17 protein-coding genes are annotated in these 18,219 nt (G+C 66.7%); 8 read left to right on the top strand and 9 right to left on the bottom strand.

All coding sequences use genetic code 11. From position 1 onward, the window contains the following. Positions 1 to 25 precede the first annotated feature (25 nt). From A5646_RS10955 to A5646_RS10975, 5 genes are all read left to right on the top strand, one after another. The gene (locus tag A5646_RS10955) at positions 26 to 1,651 is read left to right on the top strand and encodes an acyl-CoA synthetase (protein WP_066866554.1); all 1,626 of its coding nucleotides are present in this window, start codon (positions 26 to 28) and stop codon (positions 1,649 to 1,651) included. Next, entirely contained in the window at positions 1,648 to 2,478 is an 831-nt protein-coding gene (locus A5646_RS10960; protein WP_066866556.1) for an amidohydrolase family protein, read from the top strand. Before A5646_RS10955 ends, A5646_RS10960 begins: the two co-directional genes overlap by 4 nt. A gap of 2 nt (positions 2,479 to 2,480) precedes the next feature. Further along, positions 2,481 to 3,527, top strand: a complete 1,047-nt coding sequence (locus A5646_RS10965) for an acyl-CoA dehydrogenase family protein (protein ID WP_066866558.1) — start codon at positions 2,481 to 2,483, stop codon at positions 3,525 to 3,527. Continuing rightward, positions 3,528 to 4,730 carry an acyl-CoA dehydrogenase family protein gene (locus A5646_RS10970; RefSeq protein WP_067021683.1) on the top strand — a complete coding sequence of 401 codons (1,203 nt, stop codon included), beginning with the start codon at positions 3,528 to 3,530 and terminating at the stop codon, positions 4,728 to 4,730. It abuts the gene before it with no gap. Positions 4,731 to 4,948: 218 nt separating this feature from the next. Further along, a complete protein-coding gene (locus A5646_RS10975) occupies positions 4,949 to 5,545 on the top strand; it encodes a class I SAM-dependent methyltransferase (protein ID WP_197497884.1) in 597 nt (198 codons plus the stop codon). A 5-nt stretch (positions 5,546 to 5,550) separates the two neighbouring features. On the opposite strand, the gene A5646_RS10980 is transcribed toward A5646_RS10975, so the two are convergent. Genes A5646_RS10980 through A5646_RS10990 form a run of 3 tightly spaced genes read right to left on the bottom strand, consistent with a single transcriptional unit; the run spans position 5,551 to position 9,155 of the window. Then, positions 5,551 to 6,696, bottom strand: a complete 1,146-nt coding sequence (locus A5646_RS10980) for a thiolase family protein (protein ID WP_066866648.1) — start codon at positions 6,694 to 6,696, stop codon at positions 5,551 to 5,553. A 13-nt stretch (positions 6,697 to 6,709) separates the two neighbouring features. Beyond that, positions 6,710 to 7,924: a CaiB/BaiF CoA-transferase family protein gene (locus A5646_RS10985; RefSeq protein WP_066881952.1), complete on the bottom strand. Its 1,215-nt coding sequence runs from the start codon at positions 7,922 to 7,924 to the stop codon at positions 6,710 to 6,712. 22 nt (positions 7,925 to 7,946) lie between these two features. Continuing rightward, on the bottom strand, positions 7,947 to 9,155 hold the full coding sequence (locus tag A5646_RS10990) for a cytochrome P450 (protein WP_066881934.1): 1,209 nt from the start codon (positions 9,153 to 9,155) through the stop codon (positions 7,947 to 7,949). A gap of 128 nt (positions 9,156 to 9,283) precedes the next feature. Here A5646_RS10990 and A5646_RS10995 point away from each other — a divergent pair, with 128 nt between their 5' ends. Further along, complete coding sequence (locus A5646_RS10995) at positions 9,284 to 10,783, top strand: aldehyde dehydrogenase family protein (protein ID WP_082984705.1); 1,500 nt, start codon at positions 9,284 to 9,286, stop codon at positions 10,781 to 10,783. Positions 10,784 to 10,789: 6 nt separating this feature from the next. Here A5646_RS10995 and A5646_RS11000 read toward each other — a convergent pair whose 3' ends face one another. The 6 genes from A5646_RS11000 to A5646_RS11025 are packed head-to-tail and all read right to left on the bottom strand — an operon-like array spanning position 10,790 to position 16,051. Then, positions 10,790 to 11,632, bottom strand: coding sequence for an SDR family oxidoreductase (locus A5646_RS11000; protein ID WP_067021684.1), 843 nt, complete (start codon positions 11,630 to 11,632; stop codon positions 10,790 to 10,792). After that, positions 11,629 to 12,102, bottom strand: coding sequence for an SRPBCC family protein (locus A5646_RS11005; protein ID WP_067021686.1), 474 nt, complete (start codon positions 12,100 to 12,102; stop codon positions 11,629 to 11,631). Before A5646_RS11005 ends, A5646_RS11000 begins: the two co-directional genes overlap by 4 nt. A gap of 37 nt (positions 12,103 to 12,139) precedes the next feature. Continuing rightward, positions 12,140 to 13,792 carry an acyl-CoA synthetase gene (locus A5646_RS11010; RefSeq protein ID WP_067021689.1) on the bottom strand — a complete coding sequence of 551 codons (1,653 nt, stop codon included), beginning with the start codon at positions 13,790 to 13,792 and terminating at the stop codon, positions 12,140 to 12,142. Between the two features lie 8 nt (positions 13,793 to 13,800). Next, positions 13,801 to 14,421, bottom strand: coding sequence for a PaaI family thioesterase (locus A5646_RS11015; protein ID WP_066881926.1), 621 nt, complete (start codon positions 14,419 to 14,421; stop codon positions 13,801 to 13,803). Then, complete coding sequence (locus A5646_RS11020; RefSeq protein WP_067021692.1) at positions 14,418 to 15,047, bottom strand: cysteine hydrolase; 630 nt, start codon at positions 15,045 to 15,047, stop codon at positions 14,418 to 14,420. The genes A5646_RS11015 and A5646_RS11020 overlap by 4 nt, the downstream gene beginning before the upstream one ends. After that, complete coding sequence (locus tag A5646_RS11025) at positions 15,044 to 16,051, bottom strand: Rieske 2Fe-2S domain-containing protein (protein ID WP_067021694.1); 1,008 nt, start codon at positions 16,049 to 16,051, stop codon at positions 15,044 to 15,046. Before A5646_RS11025 ends, A5646_RS11020 begins: the two co-directional genes overlap by 4 nt. 83 nt (positions 16,052 to 16,134) lie before the next feature. On the opposite strand from A5646_RS11025, the gene A5646_RS11030 reads away from it, so the two are divergent. Together A5646_RS11030 and A5646_RS11035 are read left to right on the top strand one after the other, a co-directional pair. Then, positions 16,135 to 16,593, top strand: a complete 459-nt coding sequence (locus A5646_RS11030; RefSeq protein ID WP_066881920.1) for a nuclear transport factor 2 family protein — start codon at positions 16,135 to 16,137, stop codon at positions 16,591 to 16,593. Further along, positions 16,580 to 18,202, top strand: a complete 1,623-nt coding sequence (locus tag A5646_RS11035; protein ID WP_067021697.1) for an NAD(P)/FAD-dependent oxidoreductase — start codon at positions 16,580 to 16,582, stop codon at positions 18,200 to 18,202. Before A5646_RS11030 ends, A5646_RS11035 begins: the two co-directional genes overlap by 14 nt. Positions 18,203 to 18,219 lie beyond the last annotated feature (17 nt).

The following is an 18,219-nucleotide window of genomic DNA, read 5'->3' on the forward strand; positions in this document are numbered from 1 at the left end:
TGATCACCCGAGGCCGGCTACACCAGTGAGCGAATGGACCATAGGGGCGGTTCTCGACGAAATCGCCCACGTCGTCGGGGACCGGACGATGACGGTATGCGGCGGCCGCCGCAGCACCTTTCGCGAGTCGGCCGAGCGCACCCGCCGGCTGGCAAACTTCCTGGCGGGCAACGGATTAGGGGCACATCGGGAGCGCGCGACGCTGCAGAACTGGGAATGCGGGCAGGACCGGGTGGCGCTGGTCATGCACAACGACCTGTACCCGGACATGGTCATCGGCTGCCTCAAGGCCCGCACCGTCCCGGTGAACATCAACTACTACTACACGCCGAACGAGGTCCGCGAGCTGCTCGACTACGTCAAGCCCCGAGCGGTCATCTACCACCGCGGGCTGGGCGCGAAATTCGCCGACGTGCTCACGGATGCCGGCGTCGACCTGTTGGTGTCCGTGGATGACGGCAGCGGCGCTGCGGAACTGTCGGGCGCGGTGTCGTTGGATGACGCACTGGCGCAAGGGGATACCGGCCGGGGGGTGACGGCGTCCCCGGACGATCTGCTGATGATCTGCACCGGCGGCACCACTGGTCGGCCCAAGGGCGTGCTGTGGCGACAGTCCGACATCTATGTGTCCTCCATGGTGGGGGCCGATCATGCCTGCGCGGAAGAGATCCACGACAAGGTGCGCGGTAACGCCGGTGCGCCATGGTTCGCCGTCTCGCCGTTGATGCACGCGGCCGGCATGTGGACGGCCTTCTCGGCGATCATGGCCGGCACCACCGTGGTGATGTATGACACCGGCCGCAAGCTCGAACCGCGATTGGTGTGGGAGACCGCGCAGCGCGAAAAGGTCGGCCTGATGACCATGGTGGGGGATGCCTACGCCGCGCCACTGGTGGCCGAGCTGCAGGGCGGCTTCTACGACTTGTCCTCGCTGTACGCCATCGGGACCGGGGGCGCCGCAACGAATCCCAAGTATCAACAAGCCCTGCTGGAGCTGTTACCCCACATCACCCTCATCAACGGTTACGGCTCATCGGAGACCGGGAACATGGGCTTCGGCCACAGCCGGCGCGGCTCCCAGGCCGACACCTTCACGCTGCGCGAAGGCGGCTTGGTGCTTTCCGAGGACTACAGCCACTTCCTCTCCCCCGGCGAGCCGGAAGTGGGCTGGGTCGCCCGGGAAGGGCGAATACCGTTGGGCTACTTTGACGATCCCGACGCCACCCGCAAGACCTTCCCCGAGATCGACGGCAAGCGAGTGGTGATCTCGGGTGACCGCGCCGCACTGGAAGCCGACGGCGCGTTGCGGTTGTACGGCCGCGACTCGCTGGTGGTCAACACCGGCGGCGAGAAGGTCTTCGTCGAGGAGGTCGAAGAGGTGCTGCGCGCCCACCCGGCGGTCGCCGACGCGCTGGTGGTCGGCCGGCCCAGCGAGCGCTGGGGCGAAGAGCTGGTCGCGCTCGTCGAACTGCGCGACGGCGCCACCGGAACCGCCGAGGAGCTCCACACGCTGTGCACGTCGCGACTGGCGCGGTTCAAGGCGCCCAAGGAGTTCCTCGTCGTCGAGCGGGTTCAGCGCTTGGGCAACGGGAAGGCCGATTACCGTTGGGCGAAACGTCACGCAACAGCAAAGGCGCCGATGTCGACATGAAAGCTATCGATTGCCTGGTCAACGTGCACTTCGGCGAGACCGAGCAGCAGCCGACCTGGATGCTCAAGGTGCGGGACGACTACTTCAAGGGGCCGGAGTCCATGTTCGCACCGGTCGAGTTGTCGAAGCTGCTCGAGGAGATGGACGCCCAGGGTGTGCGCAAGGCGATCTTGATGGACAACCTGGCCACGCCGTCGGTGACCGCGCGCAAATTCGTCGAGGAGAAGCCCGACCGGTTCGCCCTGGCGATGGGTGGGGTCAACCTGTTGCGCCCGATGCCGTCCCTGCGTGAGTTGTCCGCCATCGTCGACGACCTGCCCGTCGCCTATGCCGCTGTGGGACCGAGCTTTTGGGGCGACGGCCAATACCCGCCCAGCGATGCCGTCTATTACCCGCTGTACACCAAGTGCGCCGAGCTCGAGCTGCCACTGTGTATCAACACCGGCATCCCCGGACCACCCATCCCCGGGGAGGTGCAGAATCCGATCCACCTCGACCGGGTCTGCGTGCGATTCCCGGAGTTGAAGCTGTGCATGATTCACGGCGCGGACCCGTGGTGGGACATCGCGATCAGGCTGTTGATCAAATATGCCAACCTGCGGTTGATGACGTCGGCGTGGTCGCCGAAACGGTTGCCGGAGAGCCTGTTGCACTACATGCGGACCCGCGGGCCGGACAAGGTGATCTTCGCTTCCGACTGGCCGGTGCTCAAAATGCACCGCGTGGTTCCCGAAGCGGCCGGGCTGGACCTGCCGGCCCACGTGCTCGACAACTATCTCTACAACAATGCCCAAGAATTCTTCTTCGGTGGCCAGGAGGAAGGCTGAGGATGGACCGCTATGAACTACGTAGGCTCGACTACAGCCTGACGTCGGATCACGAGGCGTTGCAGGCCGCCTACCGCGATTTCTTCAAGACGCATTGTTCGATCGAAACCGTGCGCGCCGCGGAGGAAACCGGCTTCGACAAGAATCTGTGGGAACGGTTGTGCGCCATGGGCGCAACGACCATGGCGGTGCCCGAGTACGCGGGCGGGGACGGGGCGACGCTCGTCGACCTGACCCTGGTGGCCGAGGAGATCGGCCGGTCGCTGGCGCCGGTACCGTGGATCGACCAGGTTTGCACCGCACGGCTGCTCGCGCGCCTCGGCGCGGTCGAACCCGATGTGGTCCACGGCAAGCGACTCGCGGCCTTCGACCCGCAGCACGACAGCGCCGCCGGGGCGCGGCTTTTGCCCACCGGGTCGATCGCCGACCAGATCATCGTGCGCGACGGCGACGACGTCGTCGCGCTGACGTTCGGCACGCGCCCGACCAAGGTGGACAACATCGGCCGGCTGCCGATGGCCTGGGTGGATCCCGCGTCCGCCGATACCCGCACCGTGCTGGCCGGCGGATCCGAGGCGCTGGCCGAATATCAACGGGCGCTGGATGAGTGGCGGGTGCTGAGCGCGGCGGCGTTGGTGGGCCTGGTGGAGGAGACCATGACCATCGCCGCCGAATTCGCCAAGACCCGCTACACGTTGGGCGTGCCGATTTCGACGCTGCAGGGCATCTCGCATCCGCTGGCCAACATCGCGATCACCGTGCAGGGCGGTCGCAACCTGGCGCGGCGCGCGGCCTGGTTCCTGGACAACGAGCCGCACGAGCGCCCGGAGCTGGCGCCCTCGGCGTTCGTGTTCATGGCCGAGGAGGCGGCGAAGGCCGCGACCATGGCGGTGCATATCCAAGGGGGACTTGGCGTTTCGGCGGAGGCCGCCGCGACGGCATATCTGGTGCGAGCCCGTGGCTGGGCATTGGCCGGCGGGGATCCCGGCGCCAGCGCCAAGTATGTCGGCGAGCTGGTCGCCGCGCGCGAAAGTGGAAAGGGCGCCTAAGTGGATTTCTCACGAGTCACGCTGTCCGACGACGATCAGCGGTTCCTCGAAGAAGCGCGCGACTTCCTGCGCACGCATGTGACCGAGGACGTCAAGCGCAGGGACCGCGAAACGGGTGACAACTTCGACGAAGGAGTGCACCTGGCATTGGGCGCCGCCGGTTACCTCGAACGCGAATGGAAGTCGGAGGCCGACGGCGGCTTCAGCAGGGTGCGTCGGCGCATCTGGGAACTGGAGAAACGGCGCGCGCACGTGCCCTGGGTGACCTGGGGCACCACCGCCATGGTGGCCCGCTCGGTCGCGAAGTTCGGCTCGGCCGAACTGCGGGACGAGGTGTTGCCGGGCGTGTTCAGCGGGCATGTCCGGCTATGCCTGGGCTACACCGAACCCGAGGGCGGGTCCGACATCGCCACCTGCAAGACCCGCGCGGTGCGTGACGGCTCGGGAGATGGGGGCTGGATTATCAACGGTTCCAAGATGTTCACCACCGGCGCGCACAACTGCCAGTTCGTCTTCCTCATCACCAACACCGACCCGGGTGCGCAGAAGCACAAGAGCCTCACGATGTTCCTGGTTCCGCTGAACTCCCCGGGCATCGAGATCCAGGGCATCCGCACCGTCGACGGCGACCGCACCAACATCGTCTACTACAGCGACGTGCGCGTCGACGACAAGTATCGCCTGGGCGACGTGAACGCGGGCTGGACGGTGTTGCGCGAGCCCCTCAACACCGAGCACGGGGCGGTCGCGGCCGCACCGGACGGGCTGCAAGACGTGTCGATCATGATGCACCAGGCCGGTTTCATGGCCGACGCGCTGGACAAGGCGGCGGCCAAAGTAACGCAGCCAGACCCGGACGGGCGCAGGCTTATCGACGACGCGGCGGTGGCCTATCGCCTGGGCCGCAGCGCCGCGCGGATGGAAGCCTCCCTGAGCGCGCCCAGCATCTTCGGACGCGTCGCGCTGGCCCAGACGATGCGTGACATCTCCCCGGATCTGATGGACATCCTGGGCACGGCGTCGACGCTGCCCGTCGGCACCGACGGGGCGGCCGACGACGGCGCCGCCGAGTACGTGTACCGGTTCGCGCCGCTGGTCGGGATCTATGGCGGCACCCTCGAGGTGTTCCGCAACATGATCGCGCAGTACGTGCTGGGTCTGGGCAAGCCGGCGTACGCGCCCGTCGCGCAGAAAGCCTCGTAGCCGCGGCTAGCGCTTCGCACCAGCGAAATCCAATGTGAAGCTAGGGCTTTGGGTGTGAATTTGCGGCGGGGTTTGCCGGCGCGTCGTCGCCCGGTAATGACACTCAAAGCCGAGGATTAACACTCGACGCGCCCCCGGCTTGCCGACGCCGTTGCTTCCTGCCGTCGAGTTAGGTTACCCTAACTTCGATGGAAGGAGGTCTGATGGCGACAACATGGGTGGGCGCGCTGCTGCGGAAAAGGCGCGATCCGGGACCGTCCCCCTTTCCGCATCAAGCGACGTTTCTTCTGGACAATCCAGTTCGGCGAGCGCTGATGCCGCCCCGGCGCATCATCGACGCCTTGGACCTGACCGGCACCGAGCGGGTTCTCGAACTCGGACCGGGCCCGGGTTTCTTCAGCGTCGAGATCGCTCGCCAGCTCACCGATGGCAGGCTCGACTTGTTCGACCTCCAGCCGGAGATGCTGGAGAAGGCTCGGCGCCGACTCGAGCGGGCCGGCTTCGTTGATGTCGGCTTCACCAGTGGGCAGGCAAGCGAGCAATTCCCGTTCCCCGACAACGCTTTTGATGTGGCGTTTCTGGCGGCGGTGATAGGGGAGGTGCCCGACCAGCAGGCATGCTTACGCTCGCTGCACCGCGTCTTGAGGCCAGGCGGCCGACTTGTTTTCGTGGAGATGCCGTCCGATCCCGACCGGCTGAGCGTGCCGCAGTTACGCGACCTCGCCGAACCGGCGGGCTTCGAGTTCACCCACGCAACAGGAAACCGCAGGGAAGACGTCGTGCACTTTCGCGCGGTCGCGCAGAAAGCCTCTTGACGCCGTCAGGTCGTGAGGATGGTCGCCGCGGCGGTGCCCGGCGCGCCGTAGAGCTGCGTGAATCCCACCTTGGGGTTGCCGGGCACCTGACGATCGCCCGCCTCACCGCGGAGCTGGCGCACGATCTCGTGGATCTGCCGCAAACCGGAGGCGCCGATGGGCTCGCCGTTGGCGATCAGCCCGCCGTCGGTGTTGACCGGCATCGCACCGTTGATCTCGGTGGCGCCGTCGGCCAGTAGCTTCTCCTGATCGCCGTGCTCGCAGAACCCGCACTCGGCCATGTGAATGATCTCGGCGCCGGCGTCGGTGTCCTGCAACTGGATCACGTCGACATCGTCGGGGGCGATGCCCGCCTTCTCGAAGGCGGTGCGGGCGGCGTAAACCGTTGGGGCCACGTCTTCTTCGACCGGGGCGCACGTGGTGTTCACCTCGTAGGCTCCGTAGCGGCGGGTGCGGACCTCCACCGCCCGCAGGTAGACGGGCTTGGAGGTGTAGCGGTGCGCGATGTCCGCCCGGCACATGACCACGGCGGCGGCGCCCTCGTCGGGCGCGCAGAACATGTACTGGGTCAGCGGATAATTGAGCATCGTCGAGTTGAGGATGTCTTCCTCGGAGATCGGCTTGCGGCGAAAGGCGTTGGGATTCATGGCCCCATTGCGGAAGTTCTTGGCCGCGACCTTGGCCAGGGTCTGCTGCGAGATGCCGTGGTCGTGCAGGTAACGGTTGGCTTTCATGCCGAAGAACTGGGTGGTCAGATACTGCCCGTTCTGCGCATACCAGCGCGGCATGCCGACCAGGGCGGGGTCTTCGGTGAACGCGCCGCGCGGGTGCTTGTCCAGTCCGATGGCGATGCCGATGTCGTAGTCGCCCAGTCGGATACCGTCGGCGCACGCCTTGGCCGCGCTGGCCGCGGTCGCGCACGCGTTGAACACGTTGGTGAACGGGATGCCGGTCAGCCCGACCATGCCGACGATCGCGTCCGGGTTGGCCACCGTCCAGCTGCCGCCGGTGGCGAATTGGACGTCGCGCCAAGCGATACCGGCGTCGGCGACAGCGGCGTGGATCGCGTCGACGCCCATCTGCATCGCCGACTTGCCCTCGAAGCGCCCGAACGGGTGTAAGCCCACGCCGATGATGGCGACATCATTCACGCCGCGCCACTCCTCACGCAATAGCTCCTGCATTCTTGAGTTCGTCGATCCGGTCCCAGTCCATGCCGAGCTCCATCAGGACCAGCTCGGTGTGCTCGCTGGCCTGCGGCGCCCGCGTCGTCGTCAACGGCTCGTGGTTGAACTGGACGGGGCCGCGGACCACGCGGAACGGCTTGCCGCCGCCGGCGAGCTCGACTTCGGCGATCATGTCGTTGGCGATCGCCTGCTCGTCGTCGACCAGGTCGATGAGGCTCTGGAACGGCGCCCATTGGCCCTTCATGGTCTTAAGGTGTTGTCGCCAATAGGCAAAGGGCTTGGCGGCGAAAGCTTTTGCGATCAGTTCGGCGGCGGCGTCGGCGTTCTGGATCAGCGGGAGCACGTCGGAGAAGCGGGGATCGTCGGCCGCCTCGGGGATGCCCAGGTGTTCGAACGTGTCGCGGATCAGCCCGGTCGGGCTGATGATGCACAGGTTGATCGTGCCGCCGTCGGACGTTTCGTAGTTGCCCATGAAGGGATTCACCGACGGCGCGCCGGAACCCGGCATGGGGGTGCGCATGACCTCGCCGGTCTCCATGCCCTGCGTCACGCTGGCGCCGGCCGCCCACCAGGCAGTGCTCAGCAGCGACACGTCGAGCTCGACGGCCTCACCGGTGCGCTCGCGATGCAGCAGCGCGGCCGAGATGCCACCGGCGATGAACATGCCGCCGATCGAATCGCCGAACGCGGGAATGCCTTGTCCCAGTGCGCCGCCCAGCTCCTCGGGGGTCAGGGCGTACCCGATGCCGCTGCGCGTCCAGAACGCCGTGCCGTCATAGCCGCCGGTGTCACGCTCGGCGCCTTTGTCGCCGTAGGCCGAGCCACGGGCGTACACGATGTTCGGGTTCACCGCCCGAATGTGCTCCACGTCGAACTTGTGCTTCTGGCGCTGCGCGGGCATGTAGTTGGTGAGGAACACGTCCGCGGTCTTGGCGAGCTCGTAGATGACCTCCTGACCGCCGGGCGTGGAGACGTCGATGCCGACGCTGCGTTTGCCGCGGTTGGGATGTTCCATCAGCGGGTGTCGTTCCGGATCGACTTGAATGCCACCCATATTCAAGAACCCGCGCTGGGTGTCGCCGCGGGCCGGGTGTTCGACTTTGATGACGTCCGCTCCCCAGTCGGCCAGGATGGCTCCCGCCGCCGGAACGAAGGTGAACTGCGCAAGCTCCAAGACCCGGAAGCCCGACATGACTTTGACCATTTTGCCGACCCTACTTCGCGTCGAACGTCACCGGAAGCGCATTCGGGGACCGGAAGGGCTGACCGTGGATGTGCGGGTCATCGTCTGTCAACAGGGCGAGGTTGGTCAGCCGGTTCAGCAGGCATTCCATCGCGACGCGTGTTTCCAGCCGCGCCAGATGCAAACCCAGGCAGGTGTGCTCCCCGGCGGCGAACGAGATGTGGGGCGTGTGCTTGCGGAAGATGTCGAACTCTTCGGCGCGGTCCCAGCGCCGCTCGTCGCGGTTCGCCGAACCGATGCACACCCCGATCACCGAACGGGCCGGAATCTGCACGCCTTCCAACTCGGTGTCTTCGGTCGTGAAGCGTTGCACGGTGGTCAGCGGTGTCTCGTAGCGCAGCCCTTCCTCGATGGCCGGTGCCAGCAGCTCGCGGTCGGCTTGCAGCGCGGCGAACTGCTCCGGGTGGGTGAGCAGCAGATACAGCAGGTTCCCCGAGGAGCGGTAGGTGGTCTCCAGGCCGGCGGGCAGCAGCAGCCGCAGGAACGAATAAATCGCTTCGTCGGTGAGCTTTTCGCCGTCGATCTCCGCGGTGACCAGGTCGCCGATGATGTCCTCGGTGGGCTTGGACTTGCGCTGTTCGATCTGCTCGACGAAATAGTCCTTGAGCGCCGTCGAAGCCTCGAAGGCGCGTTCGTAGTTGACGTGGTAGCTGATCAACTGCACGGCGCGGGTGTGAAACATCGGCAGGTCTTCGTCGGGCAACCCGAGCAGCCGGGCGATGACTCGGGTGGGAAACTCGAACGTGAACTGCCGGACCAGGTCGGCTGTGCCGGTTCCGATGAACTCGTCGATCAGGGCATTGCAGATCGGCCGCACGATGGTCGGCTCCCAGCGGGCCAGCGCCTTGGATTTGAAGGCCGCGGACACCAGGTTGCGGTGTTCACGGTGCTTCTTGCCCTCCATCGCCAGAATCGTCGGCCCCATGAACAGGCCGATGGTCTTGTCGTACGGCTTGGAGCTGAACACCCGGCCGTCCCGGAACACCGTGTTGACGGCGTCGAACGACATCGCGGAGTACTCCTGCTTGGGCAGCAGCGACTCCGGGGTCTTGGAATAGTCCATCACCGTGCCGGCGAACACGCCGGCCTCCCGCCGTTTGCGGGCAAAGAACGGGTAGGGGTCTCGCAGGCTGACGGTTTCGTCGCCGGCACCGGCGGCGGTGTGAACGTTGGTCGTCACCTGATCTCCAGCATCTTGATCTCAGCACGATCGAACACTTCTTCGTAAGATCGTACTGTAATTATTACAGTAGGCAATATGGGCATTACCGGCGAGGTCGCTCGCGGGTTGGATACCGAAGGTGATTCATGAGCACACTCGACGGACACGCTCCCGCCGCACTCGAACGGCGGGTCGCTGAGCTGGGCGCCGTCCTTGCGCGGCAGCGCCAGGCGTTCGTGGATGAGGGGCCGCCCGGGCTGGCGGTGCGGCGCAACCGCATCGATCGGTTGATGGCACTCGTGGTGGACCACACCGATGCGTTCGTGGAGGCGATGGCGGCGGACTTCGGCACCCGCTCCAAGGCCGCTACCTTGTTCACCGAGGTCATCGGGATGTTCTCGGTCATCGAGCACACCAGATCCCATGCGGCCCAGTGGATGCGGCCCACCAAGCTGCTGCCGGCCGCGCGGCTGTGCGGACTGCGGGCGGAGGTTCAGCCCTCACCACTCGGGGTGATCGGAATCATCGGGCCGTGGAACTTCCCGCTCAATCTCGTTGTCCTGCCCGCGGCCACCGCGTTCGCGGCCGGCAACCGGGCGATGATCAAGATGTCGGAGGTCACCTCGCATACCGCCGATCTGATGGCCTCGCTGGCACCGGAGTACTTCGACCCCGACGAGTTGCACGTCGTCACCGGTGGTGCCGACGTGGCGGCGGCCTTCGCAGGGTTGCCGTTCGACCATCTCTTCTTCACCGGCTCACCGTCGGTCGGGGCGCTGGTGCAGCGCTCGGCGGCACAGAATCTGGTTCCGGTGACGCTGGAGCTCGGGGGCAAGAACCCCGTCGTCGTCGCACCGGCTGCCGACGTTCGGCGCGCGGCGGCACGGATCGCCCAGGCTCGCATGGTCAACGGGGGCCAGGTCTGCGTGTGCCCCGACTACGTGTTCGTGCCCGAGGAGAAGCTGGAGGCCTTCGTTGACGCCGCGCGACACACCCTGCGGGACATGTTCCCCACGATCGTGGCGAACAAGGACTACTGCTCGAGTGTCAATCAGGCGAATTTCGACCGAGTCGTCGGGCTGATCGAGGATGCGCGGGGCAGGGGTGCCACGGTGGAAACCATTGCGCCGGTGGGGGAGTCGCTGCCGGACCGTGCCTCCCGCAAGATCGCACCCACCATCATCCGTGATGTCGACGACGGCATGAAGATCGCCGGCGAGGAGGTTTTCGGTCCGGTTCTCGTCGTCAAGGCGTATTCGCGGCCGGCCGAGGCCATCGAATACATCAATGCCCGACCGACGCCGCTGGTGGCGTACTGGTACGGACCCGACGATGCCGAATTCCGGGCCTTCGTCCGCAGCACCCGAAGCGGTGGGGTCGCCCGCAATGACTTTGCGGCGCAGATGATCCCGTCGGCGGCGCCGTTCGGGGGAGTGGGCCGCAGCGGGATGGGCGCCTACCACGGCAAGGCCGGTTTCGATGCGTTCAGTCATCACCGCACGGTGGTGGGCAATGACCTGCCCTTCAGCATCACCGGAAGCGCGGCGCCGCCGTTCGGCCGGCCCCTGCGGCTGGGCGCCGAGGTGATGATGCGCATGACACGCGCTCGCACCCGCCGGCGGCTCCGCGGCCACCCGCGCGGCTAGCGAGGTCTAGCGGTCGGCGCGTGCGGATCCCGGGCTGGTCAGCCTCGCGGCGCGGGCCAGCAGGTCCGCGTAGCGCACGCCGAGCAGCCGCGGCATCGCCGCCATCGCCCGCCCGTCGGGGCCGATGAGGATCCGGGCCCGATTCTTCTCCGCGCCACGCAGAATGAGCCGAGCGGCCTTGGCGGGCGAGGTCAGCGCCGTCCGGTCGAAGAGCTTGGCCGCGAGATCGGGATCCTCGGTATCCGAGGTGCGCATGTTCGCGCCGAAGTTGGTCCGCACCACGCCGGGATGCACGCAGTGCACGGTCACCGGACGGCCTTCCATGATCATCTCCTGGCGCAGCGCCTCGGTGAAGCCACGCACCGCGAACTTTGAAGTGCTGTAAGCGCCCTGGTAGGGAATCGCGATGAGACCGAACGCGCTGGACAGGTTCACCAGTCGGGAGGGGCTCCGGGGGGAGCCTGCCTCGATCAGTTGCGGCAGAAAGGCTTTGGTGCCGTTGACGACGCCGCCGACGTTGATGCCCATCAGCCAATCGAAGTCCTTCCAGGACATGTCCGCCACGCCGGCGAACAGGTCGACTCCGGCGTTGTTGAACACCAGCGAGGCGGGCCCGTGTTGCCGGTGCACCTCGTCGGCGAAGCCCAGCACCGCATCCCGGTCGGCGACGTCGACCCGATACGGCGTGACCTGCCCGGGCGGACACCCGGCCTGGGTTTCGGCCAGGCCATTCGGATCGATGTCGGACGCCGCGACGTGCGCGCCTTCTTCGGTCAGTGCCCGCGTCAAGGCGCGGCCGATGCCCGAGCCGGCACCCGTCACCACGGCGACACGGCCTTGGTACTTCATGAGTTCCCTGCCTCCACAATCGCTTTGATCCGACCCACGGACGTCTCGAGGTTCTTTTGCAGATCGCTACGACGATCCCGGACGAACAGGAACAGGCGCTCGAAAACCACAGCGCCGAGCGGCAACGGCACGCACATCCGGAAGGTTTCGGTGAGGCGCGCGGTACCCGCAGTGGTACCGGGTTCGATCAGGTATGTCCATTGCGTCCAGTCGCCGCCCATGGCCTGCACCACGAACGAAAACTTGTGTCCGGGCCACGCGTCGACGACTTCGGCATCCGTCCGCCACCGGCCGAGCCGTCGGCGGTTCCAAGCGCGAAAACGGTTGGGCGACAGCCACGTTGCGCGTCGCGTCTCGGGACTCCACTCGGGGATCCTGGTGACGTCGGCGATCACGGCGTAAACCTGGTCGGCCGACGCGCGCACCTGGGCCGAGGCCGTCAGCGTCTCGTCCTTCTGCAGCAATGACATGGCCTGCGCCCTCCTCAGCGGCTACCGGCGCTGCCGGTCAGCCATTGACCGCCTGCTCGCGCGCCCACCGGTAGTCGGCCTTGCCGGACGGGCTCCGCTCGATGGCCGCGCGGAACACGATCGCTTTGGGGAGCTTGTAGCGCGCCAGCGTCTGCGCGGCGTGGGCCACCAGTTCCGCCGCTTCGGCGCTGGCACCTTCAGCCAGCGCCACCACGGCGACGACCTCCTGGCCCCACCGTTCGCTGGGCCGGCCGGCGACCACCACGTCGGCGACGGCGGGATGTGACGCGATGGCCGTTTCGACCTCCTCGACGAAGATCTTCTCGCCGCCGGAGTTGATGGTCACCGAATCGCGGCCGAGCAACTCGATGGAGCCGTCGGCGCCGTGGCGCGCGCGGTCGCCGGGGACGGCGTAGCGCACGCCGTCGATCACCGGGAAGGTCTTGGCCGTCTTGGCCGCATCGCCCTTGTAGCCGAGTGGAACGTAGCCCCGCTGCGCCAGCCAGCCCATCCCGTCGTGCCCGGGTGCCAGGATCGCCGAAAGGTCCTCGGCGGCAACGAAAGTGTCCGGCCCGGCGTTGAAGGTCCCCGTCGCCACCGCCCCGGACGTCGACATGTGGTGCATCTGCGCCCCGGTCTCCGACGATCCGACACCGTCGACCACGACGGCGTTCGGCAGCGTCTCGATCAAGCGTTTCTTGACGTACGGGGTCAGCAGGGCGCCGCCGTTGGCGACGACCGCCAGCGACGACACATCGGCGATCCCCTTCTCGATGGCGGCGACCAGGGGGCGCGCCATCGCGTCACCGACCACCGTGACCACCATGACCTTCTCCCGCTCGATGGTGCGCACCACGTCCTCGGCGTCTAGATGGTCGACGACCGTGGGAAACACGACGGACTGGCCCGTGGTGATCGCGGTCATCACACTCCACTGGGCCGCACCGTGGATCAGCGGGGGCAGGATCATCAGCTTGGTGCCCGGCCCGGAGGCGGCGCGTTCGACGATCTCGTCGACGGAGCTCGACGGCTCGCCGGTCATCAGGTTCCGTCCGCCGAAGGACGTCATGAAGATGTCGTGCTGGCGCCACAACACGCCCTTCGGCATTCCCGTCGTGCCACCGGTGTACAGGACGTACAGGTCGTCGGCGGAGTGCTGCACGGGCGGCGGCTCCGGGGACACCGACGCCAGCGCGGCCTCGTAATCGACCGCGCCCTCGAGCAACTCGTTACCCGAGTCGTCGGCGATCTGGATCAGCACGCGCAGCTGTGGCAGCTCGGGCAAGATCTCGGCGACTCGCGGTGCGAACGCGGCGTGGTAGAGCAGCGCGGTCGCGCCGGCGTCCGCCAGCAGGTATTGCAGCTCGCTCTTCACATAGCGGAAGTTGACGTTGAACGGGGCGACGCGCGCCTCGAAGCTGCCCAGCAACGCCTCGACGAATTCGTTGCCGTTGTAGGCGTAGAGGCCCAGCAGATCCTGGCCCACTTCATGACCGCCGAGCGCGGAGCGCTCGGTGTGGCAGCCCAACCCCTGCGAATGCAGGTACGCGGCCAGCCGGGTGGAGCGTTCGATCACCTGCGCATAGGTGTAGCGCCGATCGCCCTGGATGATCAGCTCGCGATCGGGGATCGCGGCGGCAACGGCCTTCGCGACGGCCGGGACCGTGAATGTTGTTGTGGTGTCGGACATCGTGCCTCTCACGGCTGGTGGGGGAGCAGTCGGACCATCAGGCCGTTGGCTTCGCTGAGCAAGGTTCCATCGGCGGCTATCATAGTAGCGTCAATGAAAACCTTCCTGCCCTCGATGTCGGTGATGCGGCCCCGGGCCGTCAGTGGCTGGTCGATCGGGGTGATGTTGCGGTAGTCGACGTGCAGGAAGGCGGTGCGCGTCGGGCGGATGTCCGCGGTGGTCACCACCATGCCGAACAGCCAGTCGTAGAACAGCGGGATCATGCCGCCGTGCACGGCCCGGTTCCCGCCGATGTGCGAGGTGGTGAAGTGACCGGCCATCGTCACGCCCTCGGGACCGGATTCGGTCACCAGCCAGGGCGGCATCAGGGGATGGGCCAGCCCGGGCAGCGTCAGCACCCGGCCGGCCACCGCCTCGGTCTCCGGGACCTGGTGGCCGTCGAGCAGCGCGCAGGCGTTCTCCAGGTGCGCGGCCGCGGCGGCCCACAACTCGGGATCAGGCCTGGTGGACACCGTCAGGTCCTGCAGCCGGCGCAGCGCGGCGACGAACGGGCCCAGTTCCGCAGGGGCGTTCTCGACGGGTCTGACGTCGGGAAATCCGCCACGAACTTCCGGCGCGGTATCGGTCATCGCGTTCCTTCGTCCCAGGCCCGCAGCAGGTCCTCGGTACCTGTGATGGTGGCCAGCAGCGACAGCGTGTTGGCGATCATCGCTGCACCATAGTCGGCGGGTATGCCGGCGACCGCATCGCGGGGGACGACCACCCGGTAGGCGGCGTTGACGGCGTCCATGACGAGGTTGGGGATGGCGATGTTCAGTGAGACGCCCACCACGACAATGGTCGACACCCCGAGATTGCGCAGCACCGCGTCCAGGTCCGTGCCACCCATCGGGCCCACGCCGTGCCAGCGGCGCAACACCAAATCCGAAGGCTCCGGCCCCAATTCGGGCAGCAGTTCCGCACCCGGCGTGCCGGGCGTGATGTCCACCCGGTTCCCGCCGCCCATCGCGAAGATCTTTGCGTTGTGGTTGGAGCCGAGCCCGTCGGACCGGCGCTGCACGAGGCAGTGCACGATGCGCACCCCGGCCGCCCGGGCTGCCGGCAGCAGGCGCGCGATGTTGGGCAGCGCTTCGCGGCGGGCTTCCTCGGCGAGCATCGCCAGCCCGGCGTCGGGACCCATCACCGCGCCCTGGCACTCCTGGGTGACGATCGCGGTGTGCGCGGGCGCGATCAGTTCGGCCAGCCGATCCGTCATGCGGGGGCGCCCACCGGCGCGACGTCGTAGAACTGGGTCGCCCACTTCCGCAGCGCCATATAGCCTTTCGCGTCCGTCTTCGACAGCGCGGGGTGTTCGACGTACTTCTGGTAGCGCCAGATCTGCAAATCGTCGAACACGGTGGACAGGAACTGCTTCTCGATGACCTCCCGCAGTTTGCCCTCGGGGACGTCCGCGGTGTCTCCGGGCAGTCGCGGCCACCAGATCGAGTAGAACAGGTCGGAGCATTCGTCGTCGACCGGCGTGCAGGTGAAGATCAGCCGATGATTCTGGGCGCCCTCGAAGACGCTGATCGCGCCGCCGAGTCCGAACAGGTGGCTGTGGAACCGCAATGCGAGGTCGTCCGGGTTGTCGCTGCGCGCGTCGGGCCAGCCGGCGATGAACTGCCATTCCTGGTCGACGATCCTCCACTCCAGCACCCTGGGCGTCACGGTGGCGTGGTGCACGTACTCGAAATGCGCACTGTCGGGCGCATTTTCGGCCACGATCTGCGGGTGCACCGGTTCGCGCTCCGCACGCCGGGAGAACTCCGGGTATGCGCGGTAATAGGCCGCGGGGTCCGTCTCGAATTGCGGGAACTTGTGAAAGATGTCCGGCATCTCCCACTGCGGCTCCTTGCCGTCCGGATGGTGCCAGACGAAGACGCAGTCGTACTGCTCGCGGACGGGATACACCTTCAGCCGTAGCCCGCGGTTGGGCCGGTCGGGCTGGTAGGGGATGTATTTGTTGCAGCCGTCCGGGCCCCAGCGCCAGCCGTGGAAGGGGCACTCGACGCAGTCGCCGACGACCTTGCCGCCGTGGCCGAGGTGGGCGCCCAAGTGCTTGCAGTGCGCTTCCAGGACGTGCAGCTCGCCCTGCTCGTCGCGGTAGGCCACCAGGTCCTCGCCGAAATACTGCAGCGGCCGCACCTCGCCGACGGGAAACTCCGGGGACCAGCCGACCATGAACCAGCCGGTGACCTTCCAGGTGAACGGGACTTTCACACCAGCGCCTCTCGCCATCGTTGATACTAAATCCATTACAGTATAGATTTCAGCAGTCCGGCCGGCGCACGGCAAGGAGTGAAATGACGACAGCGGCTGACGAGCTGGAAGCCATCCGACAACTGAAGGCGCGCTACTGCCGCTTCCTGGACACCAAAGACCTCGAGTCCTGGCGCGACGTGTTCACCACCGATGTCGTGGTGACCCTCGATATGGCGGTGTCCACCGCCGGTGCCGACCCGCAGACCGCGCCACCGATCGAAGGCGTGCAGAACTTTGCGCCGATGGTGATGGGCGGGCTCGGGGGAGTCGCCACCAAACATCACTGTCACACCCCCGAGATCACGCTCACCTCCGCGACCACCGCGGCCGGCATCTGGGCGATGGAGGACCTGCTGATCTTCGGTGACGGCCGCGAGTTGTACGGCGCCGGCCACTACCACGAGACCTACCAGAAGCGGGACGGTCGTTGGCAGATCAAGTCGCTGCACCTCACCCGAACCATCCTGAAGATCACCGGCGGTGACGATGGCAAAAGCTGATACCTCGTTCGACGTGCTCGTCATCGGCGCCGGTTTCTCCGGGCTGTACATGCTGCACCGGCTGCGGCAACTCGAGCTGCGCACGCGCGTGCTGGAGATGGCCGAAAAGGTGGGCGGAACCTGGCTTTTCAACCGGTACCCGGGCGCGCGCTGCGATATCGAGAGCATCGAATACTCCTACAGCTTCTCCGAAGAGATTCAGCAGGAGTGGGTATGGACGGAGTCGATGCCGGCCCAGCCCGAGATCGAGGCCTATCTGAACTTCGTGGCCGACCGGCTCGACCTTCGCCGCGACATCCAGTTCGGCGCCAAGGTCGTCGCGATGACGTTCGAGGAAGAAGCCGGCCGGTGGCAGGTGCGCACCGAGACCGGCGAAACCTTCCGGGTCCCGTTCGTCGTCGCCGCCTCCGGAATTCTGTCGGTGCCGCTGGAACCCGACATCCCCGGAATGGATACCTTCGCCGGGACCTCCCTGTTCACCAGCCGCTGGCCGGAGGGCGGCGTGGACCTCACCGGCCAGCGGGTCGGTGTCATCGGCACCGGTTCGACAGGCGTTCAGCTCATCCCCGTGGTAGCCCAAGAAGCGTTGCACCTGTCGGTGTTTCAGCGCTCGCCCGCCTACACCCTGCCCTGGCGGGTACATCGGTTCGAACCGGGCGAACTGGACGACATGAAGGCCCGCTACGCCGACATCCGGGCGGCCCAACGCGCCCACCCGATCGGGGCGGCGCGGTTGAGCGCCTTCTCCGTGCTGCTGGAGATGCTCGGCCGGCCGCCGCTGAAGTCGGCGACCCGCGAAGAACAAGTGCGCGCCATCGAGGAGAACGGCGTGATGGGGGCGCTGAACTGGGGTGACATCTTCTTCGACATCGAAGCCAACCGGATGGCCGCCAGGCTGTACGGCGAGGCGGTGGCCCGGATCGTCAAAGATCCCGACACGGCCGCCTCGTTGGTGCCGGTACACCCCTTTGCCTGTAAGCGGCCGATCATCGACCAGGGTTACTACGAGACGTTCAACCGGGACAACGTCAGCCTGGTCGATCTGCGGAAGTCGCCGATCCGCGAGGTGACACCGACCGGAATCCGCACCGAGGACCGGGTGCACGAACTCGATGTCATCGTGTACGCCACCGGCTTTGACGCCATGACCGGTGCGCTCAGCCGCATCGATGTGCGCGGTCGCGGGGGAATGTCGCTGGGCGAGTTCTGGGCCACCGAGGGGCCGCTGTCGTATCTCGGCCTCGCGGTCGCCGGCTTCCCGAACCTGTTCACGGTTCAGGGGCCCGGCAGCCCGAGCGCCGCGACCAACTTCGTCGCCGCCCTCGAACAGCACGTGGAGTGGATCGGTGACTGCATCGCGTATCTGCGCGCCAACGACATCCGCACCATCGAGGCGCTCAGCAGCGCCCAGCAGGAATGGATCGACCACGCCACCGCGCTCGTTGCGCCGACCGTGCTGGTTCATCCGTCGTGCAACTCCTGGTACAACGGTGGCAACGTGCCCGGCAAGAAACGGATGTACATGGGTTATACCGGCGGGATACCCGAATACCGGCGCCGCTGCGACGAAATCGCCGCCGGCGGATACATCGGGTTCAAACTGGTCTAGCTGGCGAAGGTGAGCGA

This window comes from Mycobacterium sp. 1245499.0 (assembly GCF_001673615.1).
In the GTDB taxonomy this organism is placed as follows: domain Bacteria; phylum Actinomycetota; class Actinomycetes; order Mycobacteriales; family Mycobacteriaceae; genus Mycobacterium; species Mycobacterium europaeum_A.

What these genes read in the sequence shown, in the direction of transcription:
- A5646_RS10960 (WP_066866556.1), top strand. Translation starts at nt 1,648, where the DNA reads ATGAAAGCTATCGATTGCCTGGTCAACGTGCACTTCGGCGAGACCGAG.
- A5646_RS10965 (WP_066866558.1), top strand. Translation starts at nt 2,481, where the DNA reads ATGGACCGCTATGAACTACGTAGGCTCGACTACAGCCTGACGTCGGAT.
- A5646_RS10985 (WP_066881952.1), bottom strand. Translation starts at nt 7,924, where the DNA reads ATGTCGGGCTTCCGGGTCTTGGAGCTTGCGCAGTTCACCTTCGTTCCG.
- A5646_RS10995 (WP_082984705.1), top strand. Translation starts at nt 9,284, where the DNA reads ATGAGCACACTCGACGGACACGCTCCCGCCGCACTCGAACGGCGGGTC.
- A5646_RS11000 (WP_067021684.1), bottom strand. Translation starts at nt 11,632, where the DNA reads ATGAAGTACCAAGGCCGTGTCGCCGTGGTGACGGGTGCCGGCTCGGGC.
- A5646_RS11005 (WP_067021686.1), bottom strand. Translation starts at nt 12,102, where the DNA reads ATGTCATTGCTGCAGAAGGACGAGACGCTGACGGCCTCGGCCCAGGTG.
- A5646_RS11010 (WP_067021689.1), bottom strand. Translation starts at nt 13,792, where the DNA reads ATGTCCGACACCACAACAACATTCACGGTCCCGGCCGTCGCGAAGGCC.
- A5646_RS11015 (WP_066881926.1), bottom strand. Translation starts at nt 14,421, where the DNA reads ATGACCGATACCGCGCCGGAAGTTCGTGGCGGATTTCCCGACGTCAGA.
- A5646_RS11020 (WP_067021692.1), bottom strand. Translation starts at nt 15,047, where the DNA reads ATGACGGATCGGCTGGCCGAACTGATCGCGCCCGCGCACACCGCGATC.
- A5646_RS11030 (WP_066881920.1), top strand. Translation starts at nt 16,135, where the DNA reads ATGACGACAGCGGCTGACGAGCTGGAAGCCATCCGACAACTGAAGGCG.
- A5646_RS11035 (WP_067021697.1), top strand. Translation starts at nt 16,580, where the DNA reads ATGGCAAAAGCTGATACCTCGTTCGACGTGCTCGTCATCGGCGCCGGT.